The organism is Stenotrophomonas sp. YJH_SMC_32 (assembly GCF_059369975.1).
Map to the genome: position 1 here is coordinate 210,534 of NZ_JCAFTE010000003.1, position 14,258 is coordinate 224,791.

Genomic DNA, 14,258 nt, shown 5'->3' on the forward strand with positions numbered 1-14,258 from the left:
TAGTGCCGGCCGCTGGCCGGCAACACCGTTGAACGTCACACGCCCATGTAGCGGCCAGGGCGGTGGTTGAACATCAGCACGAGGCTGAGCACCACCGCGCCGATGGCCGAGTACAGCACCTTCGACGGCGACAACACGAAGAACGCGGCCACCATCAGGCACGCGTCGTAGGACATCTGCACCTTGCCCGCGCTCCAGCCACGGGTGCGCTGCAGGTACACCGCCAGGATGCCGATGCCACCAAGGCTTGCACGGTGGCGGATGAAGAACAGGATGCCCAGGCCGGACAACGCACCGCCGACAATCGCCGAGTACAGCGGGTTGATGTGCGAGAAGTCGATCCAGCGCGGCAGCAGGTCGGTCAGCACGCCACAGGCGGTGACCGCGGCGAAGGTCTTCAGGGTGAATTCCCAGCCCATGCGCCGCAGCGCCACCCAGTAGAACGGCAGGTTGACCAGCACGAACACCAGGCCGAAGTTCCAGCCCATCGCGTAGTGCAGCAGGAAGGCCATGCCCGCCATGCCGCCGATCATCAGCCCGCCCTTGGCGAAGATGGCCAGGCCCAGCGAGGCCACCATCGTGGCCAGCACCATGCCCTGCACGTCCTCGGCGATCGAGTGACGCAGCGCTTTGTCGTCGGCGGTGGTGCCGGCGCTGTCGGGCGGCGGGGTCAGCGGACCGGCGGTGACCAGGTGGCCGTCAGCGTCGTCGCACGGCGCGGGGCCATGGGAGGGAAGGGACATGCGGGTGGGGAACAGCAGGTGGGGAGCGGTATTAGACACGATCTGCATGACAGTTGCAGATGAAATCGTTCAGCTGAATGCGCCCCAGCCCGCTCCGCCGGCCGCCGGTCACCCCTTGCCGGCCAGATGGTGCGCCACCAGCGCGTTGGCGTGCCCATGGCCCAGACCGTGCTCACTTTTCAGGAAGCTGACCAGTTCCATGTGTTTCAGGCCGTTCTTCCCCGCCAGCAGCCCGAACCAGTGCGCCACCGGCTGCCCGTAGGTCTTCTCGATGGAGGGGAAATACGAGGCCGGGCCTTTCGGCTTGATGTCAGTGCTCATCTGCAGCTCCCGTTGAAGTCATTCATTCGACGAACCACAGTCCCTGAAATCGACATCCCTACACGCCCGACCCAGTGCCGACCAACGGTCGGCACCCACCAAAGCAGAATGCCGTTCCAACAGCTCGCGGGAAACTGTCGAAGGCGGGGCGGGTCCGGTTGAGGGGGCGTGAGCCGCATGGGCCCGAGGCATGCCTCGGGCGGGTTGGGCAAGACGCCCAACCCCGGTCTTGCCGTGTGCGCAGGACAGCGCACACGAGCAAGCGACGACCGAGGCTACATGGACGTACTTGCGGCGTCCCCGCAATCCGACACCGCCCCGCCATTCCACGGAATGCCCGCTTTTGACGTTGACGTTGCCTTGGCTTGAAGCAGGTGCCGGGCGCAGCCCGGCCGTATCATCCCCTCATGCCCCGCGAAAACCTCAACGACCTGCAGGCCTTCGTCCACGTTGCCCGCGAGGGCAGCTTCACCAAGGCTGCCGCCCAGCTGGGCGTGTCCCAGTCCGCGCTAAGCCATGCCATGCGCGGACTGGAGCAGCGCCTGGGCGTGCGCCTGCTGACCCGCACCACCCGCAGCGTCTCGACCACCGAAGCCGGTGCCCGCCTGCTCGATACCCTGGGCCCGCGCCTGGCCGAGATCGAGGACGGGCTGGCCGCGCTGGCCGAGTACCGTGAACGCCCGGCCGGCACCATCCGCATCAATGCCACCGGCCACGCCGCCGAGTACATCGCCTGGCCCAGGCTGGCGCCGCTGCTGCAGCAGTACCCGGATTTGAAGGTGGAACTGGCGGCCGACTACGGGTTGGCCGACATCGTGGCCGAGCGCTACGACATCGGCATCCGCCTGGGCGAGCGGCTGGCGCGCGACATGATCGCCGTACCGATCAGCCCGCCGCTGCGCATGCGCGTGGTCGGGGCGCCCAGCTACTTCCGCCAGCACGTGGTGCCGCGGCACCCGGACGACCTGGCCGGGCACAACTGCGTGACCCTGCGGCTGCCTACGCATGGTGGGCTGATGCCGTGGGATTTCGGCCAGGACGGCAATGAACTGAGCGTGCGCGTGAGCGGCCAGTGGACGTTCAACACCATGGGCATGACCCGCACCGCTGCGCTGGCCGGCAGCGGGTTGGCCTGGCTGCCGCAAGACCAGGTGCAGCCGATGCTGGACGATGGACGGCTGCAATCAGTGCTGGACGACTGGTGCCCGCACTTCGATGGTTACTACGCGTATTACCCTTCGCGCCGCCACGTGACCGTGGCGATGCGGACGGTGCTTGATGCGCTGCGCGGGCCGATGGCTGGATGAGGTGTGCGGACCAACGGTCCGCACCCACCTCGGTCCGCACCCGGTGATCAGCCCTTGGCCTGTGCCGCACGCTGCGGGTTGTAACGCTCGCCAACGATCGACACTTCGTCCAGCGCCTGCGCGATGCGTTGCAGTTCTTCCGGCGCCAGCTGCAGGTCGGCCGCGCCCAGGTTTTCTTCCAGGCGATGAACCTTGGTGGTGCCCGGAATCGGCACGATCCACGGTGCCTGCGCGAGCAGCCAGGCCAGTGCGACCTGCGCAGGCGTCGCACCGCGCGCTGCCGCAATCGTGCTGATGCGATCCACCAACGCCTGGTTGGCGCGGCGCGCCTCCACTTCGAAACGCGGCACGGTATTGCGGAAGTCGTTGGCGTCGAAGGTGGTATCGGCGTTGATCGCACCGGTCAGGAAGCCGCGGCCCAGCGGGCTGAACGGCACGAAGCCGATGCCCAGCTCCTGCAGCGTCGGCAGCAGCTCACGCTCCGGTTCGCGCCACCACAGCGAGTACTCACTCTGCACGGCGGCGACCGGCTGCACGGCATGCGCGCGACGCACGGTGGCAGCACTGGCCTCGGACAGGCCGAAGTGGCCGACCTTGCCCTCGCCGATCAGGTCGCGCACGGTGCCGGCCACATCCTCGATCGGCACGTTCGGGTCGACGCGGTGCTGGTAGAACAGATCGATATGGTCGGTACGCAGGCGCTTGAGGCTGGCTTCGGCCACGGCACGGATGTTCTCCGGGCGGCTATCCAGGCCGGCATCGGTGCGCGCGTCCTTGAAACCAAACTTGGTGGCGATCACCAGCCTGTCGCGGTAGGGCGCCAAGGCCTGGCCGAGCAGGTCTTCGTTGGTGTACGGGCCGTACACCTCGGCGGTGTCGAAGAAGGTCACGCCGCGCTCGACGGCAGCGTGCAGCAGGGCGATGCCCTGGCTCGGTTCGACCGGCTGGCCGTAGGCATGGGTCAGGCCCATGCAACCCAGGCCCAGAGCGGAAACCTTCAGGCCGCTGCGGCCGAGTTCACGTGTCTGCATCGTCGTACTCCAGAGGGGGAGCGCTGACGATACGCCTGCGGTGGCGATGGATTGAGCCGGCTGGACCGCAGTCGGTCATGACTGGAATTCATCAATCCGGTCATGACCGTTGCCGGCCAGGTCAGCGGATTTCGGAGATCTCCACCCCATCCAGCCCCTGCGACAGGGTGCGCGCGTCGCCGCCCTGGCTGAGCTTGATGCGCAGGCGCACCTCGTTCTGCGAATCGGCGTAGCGCAGCGCGTCCTCGTAGCTGATCTCGCCGGCCTGGTACAGCTCGAACAGGCTCTGGTCGAAGGTCTTCATGCCCAGCTGGACCGAGTCCTTCATCACTTCCTTCAGCTTGTGGATCTCGCCGTCGCGGATGTAATCCTGCACCAGCGGCGTGCCCAGCAGGATCTCCATCGCCACCTTGCGCGAGCGGCCATCGGGCGACGGCACCAGCTGCTGCGCGACCACGCCCTTGAGGTTCAGCGACAGGTCCATCAACAGCTGGTTGCGGCGGTCTTCCGGGAAGAAGTTGACGATGCGGTCCATCGCCTGGTTGGCATTGTTGGCATGCAGCGTGGCCAGCACCAGGTGGCCGGTTTCGGCGAACGCGATGGCGTGGTCCATGCCTTCGCGGGTACGCACCTCGCCGATCATGATCACGTCCGGCGCCTGGCGCAGGGTGTTCTTCAGCGCGGCTTCCCAGCTGTCGGTATCGATGCCGACTTCGCGCTGGGTGATGATGCAGCCCTCGTGCTTGTGCACGAATTCGATCGGGTCTTCGATGGTGATAATGTGGCCGGTCGAGTTCTGGTTGCGGTAACCGATCATCGCCGCCAGCGAAGTCGATTTACCGGTACCGGTAGCACCGACGAACAGGATGATGCCGCGCTTGGTCATCGCAAGCGTCTTGATGATCGGCGGCAGGCTCAGCTCTTCCACGGTCGGAATGCGCGTCTCGATGCGGCGCAGCACCATGCCGACCTGGTTGCGCTGGTAGAAGCAGCTCACGCGGAAACGGCCGACACCGGACAGGCCGATGGCGAAGTTGCATTCGTGGGTCTTCTCGAATTCCTCGCGCTGTGCCGGGGTCATCACGTTGAGGACCAGGTCGCGGCTCTGCTGCGGCGTCAGTGGCGTCTGCGTGATCGGCGAGATCTTGCCGTTGACCTTCATCGCCGGTGGCATGCCGGCGGTGATGAACAGGTCCGAGGCGCGCTGGTGCGCCATCAGCTTGAGGAACGAAGTGAAATCGATGGTGGTCGCGGTGGTGTTCACGGCGGGCTCCCGGAAAGCGGTGTACCAGGTAACGGTCGGTGGAGGAAACAACACGGAGCGGCCGCGCCATTGCGCGCGCCGCCCGCCGCTGTCCCGCCTTACTCGAACAGGCGCTTGTCCTTGGCGTACTCGCGGGCCTGGTTGCGGGTGATCAGGCTGCGCTTGACCAGGTCCTGCAGATGCTGGTCCAGGGTCATCATGCCGTACTGCTGGCCAGTCTGGATGGCCGAGTACATCTGCGCCACCTTGTCCTCGCGGATCAGGTTGCGGATGGCCGGGGTGCCGACCATGATTTCCCACGCTGCGGTACGGCCGCCACCGACCTTCTTCAGCAGTGCCTGCGAGATCACCGCACGCAGCGACTCGGACAACATCGAACGCACCATCGGCTTTTCGCCGGCCGGGAACACGTCGATGATACGGTCGATGGTCTTGGCCGCCGAGCTGGTGTGCAGGGTGCCGAACACCAGGTGGCCGGTTTCCGCGGCGGTCAGTGCCAGGCGGATGGTTTCCAGGTCGCGGAGTTCGCCGACCAGGATGATGTCCGGGTCCTCACGCAGTGCCGAGCGCAGTGCTTCGTTGAAGCCATGCGTGTCACGGTGCACTTCGCGCTGGTTGATCAGGCACTTCTGCGAGGTATGCACGAATTCGATCGGATCCTCGACGGTGAGGATGTGGCCGTATTCGTTCTTGTTGATGTAGTCGATCATCGCCGCCAGCGTGGTCGACTTGCCCGAGCCGGTCGGGCCGGTCACCAGGATCAGGCCCTGCGGTTGCTGGATCACCTCGCGGAACAGCGGCGGGCAGGCCAGGTCTTCGAGGGTGAGCACCTCGGACGGAATGGTACGGAACACCGCACCGGCGCCGCGGTTCTGGTTGAACGCGTTCACACGGAAGCGCGCCAGCGACGGGATCTCGAAGGAGAAGTCCACTTCGAGGAATTCCTCGTAATCGCGGCGCTGCTTGTCGGACATGATGTCGTACACCAGCGCGTGGACCTGCTTGTGGTCCAGGGCCGGGATGTTGATCCGGCGAACGTCGCCGTCCACGCGGATCATCGGCGGCAGGCCTGCAGACAGGTGCAGGTCGGACGCTTTGTTCTTTACGGAAAACGCCAGCAGTTCGGCGATATCCATGAGCGGCTACTCCCCAATAACGGCTTCGACTGGAAGGATCTTTCCCCGGGCGGCAGTATAGCCTCCTGATTCAACGGAACGCGTTACGTGGCCACTCCCCTGCCCCAGATCCTGAGCAACCTGCATGCCGCCGCCGAGGCGGCCGGCCGGCCCGATCCGCGCCTGCTGGCCGTTTCCAAGACCCAACCGGCCGAGGCCGTGGCTGCGCTGGCCGCACAGGGCCAGCAGGCCTTCGGCGAGAACTATGTGCAGGAAGCGCTGGCCAAGATGCAGGCGCTGCAGCACCTGGCGCTGGAGTGGCATCTGATCGGCCACCTGCAGTCGAACAAGGCCGAGGCGGTGGCCACCCATTTCGACTGGGTGCAGAGCGTGGACCGGCCCAAGCTGGTAACGGCGCTGGCGCGCCATCGCCCGGCCGCACGCGGCCCGCTGAACGTGCTGATCCAGGTCAACATCGACGATGAATCCAGCAAGCACGGCTGTGCACCGGAGGATGTCGAGGGGCTGGCCGCGGCGATTGCCGCCGAGCCCACCCTGCGCCTGCGTGGCCTGATGGCGATTCCCGCGCCGTGGCCCGAGGCCGAGCGCCGTCGGGATGCGTTCGTGCGCATGCGCACACTCTTCCAGTCGCTGGCCGCCCAGCATGCACAGGTCGACACGCTGTCGATGGGCATGAGCAGCGACTACGCCGAAGCCATCGCCGAGGGTGCCACCCTGGTGCGCATCGGCACCGCCCTGTTCGGCGCGCGCGCGCGACCGGCCTGATTTTCCAAGGAGACATCCATGGCAGCTGATTCCATCACCTTCATCGGCGGCGGCAACATGGCGCGCAGCCTGATCACCGGCCTGATCCGCCAGGGCGTGCCCGCCGCGCACATCCATGTGGCCGAACCGGTTGCAGCGCTGCGCGAGTCGCTGGCTGCCGACTTCGGCGTGCAAGTGCACGACAACGCCACCGATGCCGCCGCACAGGGCGGCACCTGGTTGCTGGCGGTGAAGCCGCAGGTGCTGCGTGAGGTCTGCCAGTCGCTGCAGGCACTGGCCCAGGCAAACCGGCCGCTGGTGGTGTCGATCGCCGCCGGCATCACCAGCGCGCAGCTGGAACGCTGGCTGGGTGGCAACCTGCCGGTGGTGCGTGCGATGCCCAATACCCCCGCTCTGCTCGGCGCCGGCGTGACCGGCCTGTATGCCACTGCATCGGTGGATGCGCAGCAGCACGCGCAGGCCGAACAGGTGCTGGCCAGTGCCGGGCGCACGGTGTGGATCGATAGTGAGGCGCTGATGGATTCGGTGACTGCCGTGTCCGGCAGCGGACCAGCCTACGTGTTCCTGCTGGCCGAAGCGATGGAAGCGGCGGGTATTGCCCAGGGCCTGCCGGCCGACGCCGCGCGCACGCTGGTGGTGCAGACCCTTCTGGGCGCCTCGCGCATGCTGGATGAGGCCGGTGAGAGCCCCGCAGAGCTGCGCCGACGCGTGACGTCACCCAACGGCACTACCCAGGCCGCGATCGAGAGCTTCCAGGCTGGCGGCTTCGAGGCACTGGTGGACACCGCACTGCGCGCCGCGCAGGTGCGTGGACAGGAATTGTCTGCGGCGAATGATTGATCCCCTGGGGTCAGATCCCTTTGCCGAGGCAAAGGGATCTGACCCCATCTACCCCGATGATCACTGCCCCAACGTGGCCATGACGAAATCCACGAAGCACTGCAAACGCGGGCGCGGGCGTCGATCGGGCAGGTAGATCAGGTGCATCGGCCGCGGTTCGGGCAGGTAGTCGCGCAGCAGCGGCTTCAACCGCCCCGCTGCGATCTCCGCCGCCAGCAGTGCGGTGGGCTGCAGTACCAGCCCGGCCCCGGCTACGGCGGCTTCACGCAATGCGAAGCCATCGTTGCTGCTCAGCCGCGCCTCCCAGTCGACCTGTTCGCCGTTGGCCAACTGCCAGCCATGCCCGCCGCGCCAGGCCAGATGGCTCAGGCAGTCGTGCCCCTGCAGGTCATCCGGTGTTCGCGGCGTGCCGCGCCTGCGCAGGTAAGACGGCGCCGCGCACAGGCTCATCGCATACGGCGGCAGCGGCCGCGCCACCACCTCCTGCGATGGCAACGGCCCGACCCGGATCGCCGCGTCGAAGCCATCTTCGATCAGGTCCACGCGGCGGTTGCTCAGGTCCAGCTCGATATTCAACTGCGGCTGCGCACGCAGCAGGCCAGCCAGCTGCGGCGCCAGCACGCAGCTGCCCCAGGTGGTGGGCGCGCTGACCCGCAACAGGCCACGCGGCTGTACCTGCAGGCCGGCCACATCGGCCTCGGCCTGCTGCACTTGCTCCAGCACCTGCCGGCACCCGGCCAGGTAGGCGCTGCCGGCTTCGGTCAAGCGCTGGCGGCGGGTGTTCCGTTGCAGCAACGCGGTGCCCAGATGTGCTTCCAACTGCTGGATGTACTTGCCCACCATCACCGCCGACACCTGCAGCTGTTCGGCGGCCCCTGCAAAGCTGCCGCGTTCGGCCACGGCGACGAAGGCCTGCATGCAGCGAAGGGTATCCATTGCTAATCCAGAGTTAGGAATCTGCAAATCATACGCCGCTTACCTAACCACGCTGTGACGGCGCAGACTGCGCTCACTCCCACACGCAAGGAACGGCCATGAAGATCCTCCTCGTCGGTGCCAGCGGCACCCTCGGCCAGGCAGTCGCCCGTCAGCTCGGCCAACAGCATCAGATTCTCGCCGCCGGCCGCCGCAGTGGCGAACTGCGTGTGGACCTGACTGACGACGCCAGCGTCGCCGAACTGTTCGCCCGCACCGGTGCAGTCGATGCGGTGATCTCCACCACCGGCTCGGTGCATTTCGGACCGCTGCAGGAGATGACGCCGGCACAGTTCAACAGCGGCCTGCAGGACAAGCTGCTGGGCCAGGTGCGGCTGGCACTGGCCGCCCAGCACCACCTCAATGCCGGTGGCTCGATCACCCTGACCAGCGGCATCATCAGCGCGCAGCCGATCCGCGACGGCGTCAACGCCACCGCAGTGAATGCCGCACTGGAAGGCTTCGTGCGCGCTGCCGCACTGGAGCTGCTGCCGCGCGGCCTGCGCATCAACGTGGTCAGCCCGAACGTACTGATCGAATCGATGGCGGCCTACGGCCCCTACTTCCCGGGCTTTGAAGCGGTAAGCGCGCAACGCGCGGCGCTGGCCTTCCAGCGTGCAGTGGAAGGCATCCAGAGCGGCGAGACGATCACGGTCTGGTAAGAAAAAGGGGACGGAGGGGATCAAGTCGTTTTCGTCCGCCGGGCATGGCCCGGCGCTACCGGGAGCGCGTCCCCTTTTTCATTCCCAGCGCATCGGGCCATCGCCGCGTTCGCCGAGAACGTCGCCAGGGTTGGCCAGGCGGCAATGCTGCAGTGACAGGCAGCCACAGCCGATGCAGCCGGTCAGTTCATCGCGCAGCAGCTGCAGCATGTGGATGCGCTCTTCCAGCTCGGTGCGCCAGCGCGCGGACAGCTTGGCCCAGTCAGCCTTGGTCGGTGCACGGCCTTCAGGCAGGCTCTCGAAGGCGCGGCCGACCGCTTCCAGTGGCATGCCCACCCGCTGCGCAACGCGGATCACCGCCAGCCGGCGCAGCACGTCGCGGCTGTAACGGCGTTGGTTGCCCGAGGTGCGCAGGCTGCTGATCAGCCCCTTGCGCTCGTAGAAATGCAGTGCGGAAACGGCCACGCCACTGCGCTGCGAGACCTCGCCAACGCTGAGTTCCTGGGATGCCATTGCTTGACCTCAACTATAGTTGAGGTGGCATGCTGCTATCTTCGCCGCCCGTTGACAAGCGCGGCCCGCCCCTGACCGGTATGACCCCGACCCTCTCTCCCGCCGACACCCGCCTGCCGGCTGACACATCGATCCTGTCCGCGCGCTACCGCGCCACCACCCTCGGCATGGTCGCGCTGGTCGCGCTGCACGCCTTCGAAGCATTGGCCGTCGCTGCCGCGATGCCCACGGTGGCCGAAGCACTCAGCGGCCTGCGCCTGTACGCGCTGGCCTTCGGCGGCACACTGGCCACCAGCGTGATCGGCATGACCCTGGCCGGACGCTGGGCCGACCGCCAGGGCCCGGCACGGCCGCTGTGGTACGGCCTGGCCTGCTTCGTGCTGGGCCTGCTGCTGGCCGGCTTCGCCGTGCGCATGGGCATGCTGGTGGCCGGGCGCCTGCTGCAGGGCCTGGGTGCGGGCGCGATTTCGGTCTCGCTGTACGTGATGGTCGGCCGCAGCTACCCCGAGCACCTGCGGCCGAAGGTGTTCGCGGCATTCTCGGCGGGCTGGGTGGTGCCCTCGATGGTCGGCCCGGCGCTGAGCGGCCTGATCGTCCAGCATCTCGGCTGGCGCTGGGTGTTCCTGGCGGTACCGCTGCTGGCAGTCCCTGCTGCCCTGTTGCTGCGGCCTGCGCTGGCGCGCATGCAGCCCTCCGCCGACAGCAACGACGACGAGGGGCGCGGCAACGTCGTACGTTGGGCCAGTGGTGCATCGCTGGCGGCGCTGCTGCTGTACTTCGGCGGCCAGCAGCACGGTCCGACCGCCCTGCTCTGCATCGGCGTGGCGATGCTGGCGCTGCTGCTATGCGTGCATCGCCTGCTGCCGGCCGGAACGCTGATCCTGCGCAGGGGCCTGCCCAGCGTGATCGCACTGCGCGGCGTCGCCGCTGCCGCATTCTTCGCCTGCGAAGCCTACCTGCCGCTGCTGCTGCAGCGCGAACGCGGGCTCCCGCCCAGCTGGGCCGGCGCGGTGCTCAGCCTCGGCGCACTCGGTTGGTTCGCCGGCTCCTGGCTGCAGGGTCACCAGCAGCGCGGCTGGTCACGCCAGCAGCTGCTGCGCGTCGGCACGGCGATGATGACGGTCGGCATCGCCGCAACGCTTGCGGTGTTGTTCAATGCAGTGCCATTGCCGGTGGCCCTGGTGGGCTGGACGGTCACCGGTTTCGGCATGGGCATGATCTACGCCAGCCTCTCGGTACTCACGCTTTCGCTGTCAGCAGCGCATGAGCAGGGTGCCAACACGTCGGCCCTGCAGCTGAGCGAGGCCCTGTCGGTGACCACCGCGCTGGCGGTCTCCGGTGCGTTGTTCGCGCTGTTCGTGGAAAGCGCGCCGCACACCGGCTACCTGCTGTGCCTGGCGATCACTTTCGGCCTGGCGGTGCTGGCCGCGGTGATCGCGCGGCGGGTGTAGCGCCGCCGGGTTTCGGCAGTGCCGGTCGCTGGCCGGCACCATCACGGAATTCCCGCGTGCGCGGAGAGTGCCGGCCAGCGGCCGGCACTACCGGGTCGCCGTCCCCACGTCATCGATATCCCGGTGCAGGATGCGCCGGACTTCCAGCACCGCTTGCGGGGTCTCCTGCACACTGTGGCCGGAAATGATGACCTTCTCCGACTGTGCACCCGGCAGGTGCGCACTCCAGTACGGCACCAGTCCGTCATCGGACTTGTCCACCGGCAGCTCCGGCTTGCGCTGGGCGATGATCGAGTGGTACTTCAGTCCCGCTTCGATCGGCAGCTGCGCTGCGGCCTTGACGAACGGGTCGCTGGCCTTGAGGTTGTCGATGCTGTTGGGAATCTTCGGCTTGGCCGTGCCATCGACCTGCTGCTCGGCCTGCGCCAGCGCCATGAACACGTCCTCGAACTTGCCGAGGATGGTCAGTGGCAGGCGCACCAGCCGGCCCAGCAGGCGCCCGACCTTGTTGCCGGCAATATCGGTGCCCTGGTGCGGCGCAGCGATGAAGATCGCACGCTCCACGTTCGGCTGTGCCTTGAAATGCAGCAACGGCCCCAGCTTGTTCTGCACGCGCTTCAGACGCTCGCCCTTCAGGTCATAGTTGGCCAGCAGGCCGTTCCACAGCACGTCACCGGAATCGCTCACCAGCAGCCGCGCGAGCACGCCGCCCATGCTGTGGCCGATGTAGACCATGTCCTTCGATGCACGCGTGCTGCCATTGGGATCGAAGTGCTTCAGCGTGTCGTTGAACGCATTGGCGATCTCGTAGCGGTTCAGCGCGATCGGTGCGTTGGTCGGGTAATAGACCTGCCACACCTGGAACTGCTGGCGCAGCTCGGGGTCGCCCATGATCTCGTTGGCCAGGTTCACCCAGGCTTCCGGGCTGCTGGCCAGGCCGTGCAGCATGAAGATGATGCGGCGGTTCGGGTCCCACGGCTGCATCAGGTAGATGTGTGGCTCGCCGATGCCCTCGCTCATGCCGAACAGGGTGCGCAGTGACTGCCGGGCGAAACCGCTCTGGGCAAGCCACAGGCCGTAGGCCGCGGTGAAATTGCCGGCCAGCGGCACCTGTTCGCCGTGCAGGGTGATGCGCTCGGTAGCTTCCGGCGAATAGGCATCCAGTTCAACCCGGCGCGTCCGCATCACATCGTCCAGGCTGCTGCCTTCGAAGCGCAGCAACGCGGTGACGTTGATCGAGGACATCTCGCTGAACTCGGGCACCGAATCGTCATGCCGATGACGGCGGCCACGGCGTGCGCCCTCTTCGTCATCCTGCGGTGTCTCCGCCTTCGGGCCCTCAGGTGCGATCACCGGTGCGACCAGCTTCGGCGGGTCCATCACCATCACCAGCTCGGCACCGAAGCCATCACGGCGATAAGTACTGCGCAGCCCGACGAAGCTGACCGTGCCGGCCGGCACCAGCTGCGCGGGAATGCTCTTCAGGTTCAGCTGCTGGTAGTTGGAAGCCAGCGACCAGCTGCCAACCGAGATCGGCTTCGTGTAGTCCTCGCCAGCCAACGCAGCGGCGCGCGCGCGGACGAACAGCACCACCGCCGCCTTCTCGGCCGCGTAGTTGTAGTAGTCACGCACCTGCGTCTGCCGGTCTTCGAAGGCGCGATCCGATGGTGAGCGGCCGCTGTAGAACAGGTAGGCATAGGCGTAGCGCGCGGCTTCCAGCCAAGCGTCCAGCGCTGCGTCGCTCATCGGCGGATCGCCGGCTGCGGTCTTCTTCGGCGTCAGCGCCAGCGCGGCCTTCACCCACAGTTCGGACAGCGCAGACAGCCGCTGCTCGACATTGAGATCGTCGGTCATCAGCAGCGTGCTGCGGCAGACCAGGAAGTCCTTCTCGCACTGCGATTCGTCCAGGCCTGCCGCGCTTAGCGTCTCGCGCGCAGCGGGGCTGAGCTTGCCGGTATTGAGCACGTCGGCACGCTTGTTGACCAGCGAATCGCTGGATTTGACCTGCTTGACGGTGACCATCGCGCAACCACTGCTGCCCAGCAGCAGGAAGGCGGCGAACAACACCGGCAGCGCACGCTGCCAGCGGATCAGGAGGAGTCGAGTCATTACTGCGGGTCCTGCTCGGTGCCAGGTACGCCCTGGCGGATCACGGTGGAGAAGTGGTCGCCGCTGCCCAGGTCCGATGCACGCTGGGTGATGCGGCCCTTGTCATGCAGCTCGGCATAAGGCACGCCTGGGGTGAGTGCGCCGACCTCCTGCGCATACTCGGCCAGATACCCGGACAGCAGCAGGCGGTAGTCCAGCGGCAGGCGCGGCGCGATGTGGCGGGCCAGGTCGAAGACGATGGTGGTGCAGTTGCTGGTGAGCGTGTTGTAGAAGCCCGGCTTCGCATCCAGTTCGCGCGCCTGCGCGATGTACGCGGCAAACAGTTCCTTCAGCTGCGCGTGGTCCATGCCATGCAGGCGGTACAGGTAGACGTCCTCACCGCGCGCATTGGTGCGGGTGCGGATGATGTCGGTCTCCTCCGCGGCCACCAGGGTCATCTCGAACTTGCGGAAGAAGCCACCCAGCGCCGAGAAGGATTCGCCGCGTTCCTTGCGGATCTCCAGCGAGAACACCACGTGGCGACCATCGTCGAAACCGAACGAGATCAGGGTGTGGGCGATGGCCGGGCCCATCCAGTACGACAGCACCAGGTCGGCCGAACGCAGCTGGTCCAGGTCGTACGCGCGGCGCACCCAACGGGCGTCGTAGTCGGTTTCGCTGCGCCAGGTGAAATCACGCACGTTGTCGAACACCACGTGGCGCCCGTCGAAGGACACCACATGCAGGCGCTGGGCCACGTCATCGGCCCATACGCGGTCCTGGCGCGGGGTCAGCAGCAGCCACCACAGGCCGGCCAGCGCCAGCGACGCGCCGAACGCCATGCCCAGGCGACGATGGCCACGGCCACGCGCGACCTGCCACGACGCCCACAGCGCAACCAGCAGCCACAGCGCCGCAACGCCATTGGCCAGCCAGCCCGGCCCCGGCACCTGATAGGCCAGCAGCCCGGTCACCCACAACGCCGCCAGCGCCATGGCACTTCCTGTCATCCAACGTCCTGCGGCTCTCACTGGCATCCTGTCGCGGTCCCGAAGCCGCATAGTTAGCCACAAGCGGGTTCACCGTGGCATCTACGGCCCGTTCAGGCACGCCGGCGCACCGTCTCCGGCGGCCGCACGGCCAGATGAATCACACAGGAGCA

14 protein-coding genes are annotated in these 14,258 nt (G+C 67.0%); 5 read left to right on the top strand and 9 right to left on the bottom strand.

What is annotated here, in order from left to right; translation table 11 throughout:
• Positions 1-35: 35 nt before the first annotated feature.
• Together AC5P7S_RS07000 and AC5P7S_RS07005 are read right to left on the bottom strand one after the other, a co-directional pair.
• A complete protein-coding gene (locus AC5P7S_RS07000) occupies positions 36-743 on the bottom strand; it encodes a YitT family protein (protein WP_005415543.1) in 708 nt (235 codons plus the stop codon).
• 108 nt (positions 744-851) lie between these two features.
• Positions 852-1,064, bottom strand: a complete 213-nt coding sequence (locus AC5P7S_RS07005) for a DUF4287 domain-containing protein (protein WP_095377008.1) — start codon at positions 1,062-1,064, stop codon at positions 852-854.
• Positions 1,065-1,471: 407 nt separating this feature from the next.
• Here AC5P7S_RS07005 and AC5P7S_RS07010 point away from each other — a divergent pair, with 407 nt between their 5' ends.
• The gene (locus AC5P7S_RS07010) at positions 1,472-2,371 is read left to right on the top strand and encodes a LysR family transcriptional regulator (protein WP_095377009.1); all 900 of its coding nucleotides are present in this window, start codon (positions 1,472-1,474) and stop codon (positions 2,369-2,371) included.
• A 47-nt stretch (positions 2,372-2,418) separates the two neighbouring features.
• Here the strand turns inward: AC5P7S_RS07010 and AC5P7S_RS07015 are convergent, their stop codons facing one another.
• The 3 genes from AC5P7S_RS07015 to AC5P7S_RS07025 form a co-directional block, all read right to left on the bottom strand.
• Positions 2,419-3,402, bottom strand: a complete 984-nt coding sequence (locus AC5P7S_RS07015) for an aldo/keto reductase (RefSeq protein ID WP_095377010.1) — start codon at positions 3,400-3,402, stop codon at positions 2,419-2,421.
• 121 nt (positions 3,403-3,523) lie between these two features.
• Entirely contained in the window at positions 3,524-4,666 is a 1,143-nt protein-coding gene (locus tag AC5P7S_RS07020; protein ID WP_005415539.1) for a PilT/PilU family type 4a pilus ATPase, read from the bottom strand.
• Between the two features lie 98 nt (positions 4,667-4,764).
• A complete protein-coding gene (locus tag AC5P7S_RS07025; RefSeq protein ID WP_004147099.1) occupies positions 4,765-5,802 on the bottom strand; it encodes a type IV pilus twitching motility protein PilT in 1,038 nt (345 codons plus the stop codon).
• Between the two features lie 87 nt (positions 5,803-5,889).
• Between AC5P7S_RS07025 and AC5P7S_RS07030 the strand changes: the two genes are divergently transcribed.
• Positions 5,890-6,567: a YggS family pyridoxal phosphate-dependent enzyme gene (locus AC5P7S_RS07030; RefSeq protein WP_095377011.1), complete on the top strand. Its 678-nt coding sequence runs from the start codon at positions 5,890-5,892 to the stop codon at positions 6,565-6,567.
• 18 nt (positions 6,568-6,585) lie between these two features.
• Complete coding sequence (gene proC / locus AC5P7S_RS07035) at positions 6,586-7,407, top strand: pyrroline-5-carboxylate reductase (protein WP_095377012.1); 822 nt, start codon at positions 6,586-6,588, stop codon at positions 7,405-7,407.
• Between the two features lie 60 nt (positions 7,408-7,467).
• Here proC and AC5P7S_RS07040 read toward each other — a convergent pair whose 3' ends face one another.
• Positions 7,468-8,343 (bottom strand): LysR family transcriptional regulator, encoded by an 876-nt coding sequence (locus tag AC5P7S_RS07040; RefSeq protein WP_095377013.1) that lies wholly within the window; start codon positions 8,341-8,343, stop codon positions 7,468-7,470.
• 98 nt (positions 8,344-8,441) lie between these two features.
• Between AC5P7S_RS07040 and AC5P7S_RS07045 the strand changes: the two genes are divergently transcribed.
• A complete protein-coding gene (locus AC5P7S_RS07045) occupies positions 8,442-9,044 on the top strand; it encodes a short chain dehydrogenase (protein ID WP_005415535.1) in 603 nt (200 codons plus the stop codon).
• A gap of 78 nt (positions 9,045-9,122) precedes the next feature.
• Here the strand turns inward: AC5P7S_RS07045 and soxR are convergent, their stop codons facing one another.
• Positions 9,123-9,557 carry a redox-sensitive transcriptional activator SoxR gene (gene soxR / locus AC5P7S_RS07050; RefSeq protein WP_005415534.1) on the bottom strand — a complete coding sequence of 145 codons (435 nt, stop codon included), beginning with the start codon at positions 9,555-9,557 and terminating at the stop codon, positions 9,123-9,125.
• A 29-nt stretch (positions 9,558-9,586) separates the two neighbouring features.
• Between soxR and AC5P7S_RS07055 the strand changes: the two genes are divergently transcribed.
• A complete protein-coding gene (locus AC5P7S_RS07055) occupies positions 9,587-11,008 on the top strand; it encodes an MFS transporter (protein WP_095377014.1) in 1,422 nt (473 codons plus the stop codon).
• A gap of 87 nt (positions 11,009-11,095) precedes the next feature.
• Here the strand turns inward: AC5P7S_RS07055 and AC5P7S_RS07060 are convergent, their stop codons facing one another.
• Together AC5P7S_RS07060 and AC5P7S_RS07065 are read right to left on the bottom strand one after the other, a co-directional pair.
• On the bottom strand, positions 11,096-13,117 hold the full coding sequence (locus tag AC5P7S_RS07060; RefSeq protein WP_495213614.1) for an esterase/lipase family protein: 2,022 nt from the start codon (positions 13,115-13,117) through the stop codon (positions 11,096-11,098).
• Positions 13,117-14,091: an Lnb N-terminal periplasmic domain-containing protein gene (locus AC5P7S_RS07065; RefSeq protein WP_095377016.1), complete on the bottom strand. Its 975-nt coding sequence runs from the start codon at positions 14,089-14,091 to the stop codon at positions 13,117-13,119. Before AC5P7S_RS07065 ends, AC5P7S_RS07060 begins: the two co-directional genes overlap by 1 nt.
• Positions 14,092-14,258 lie beyond the last annotated feature (167 nt).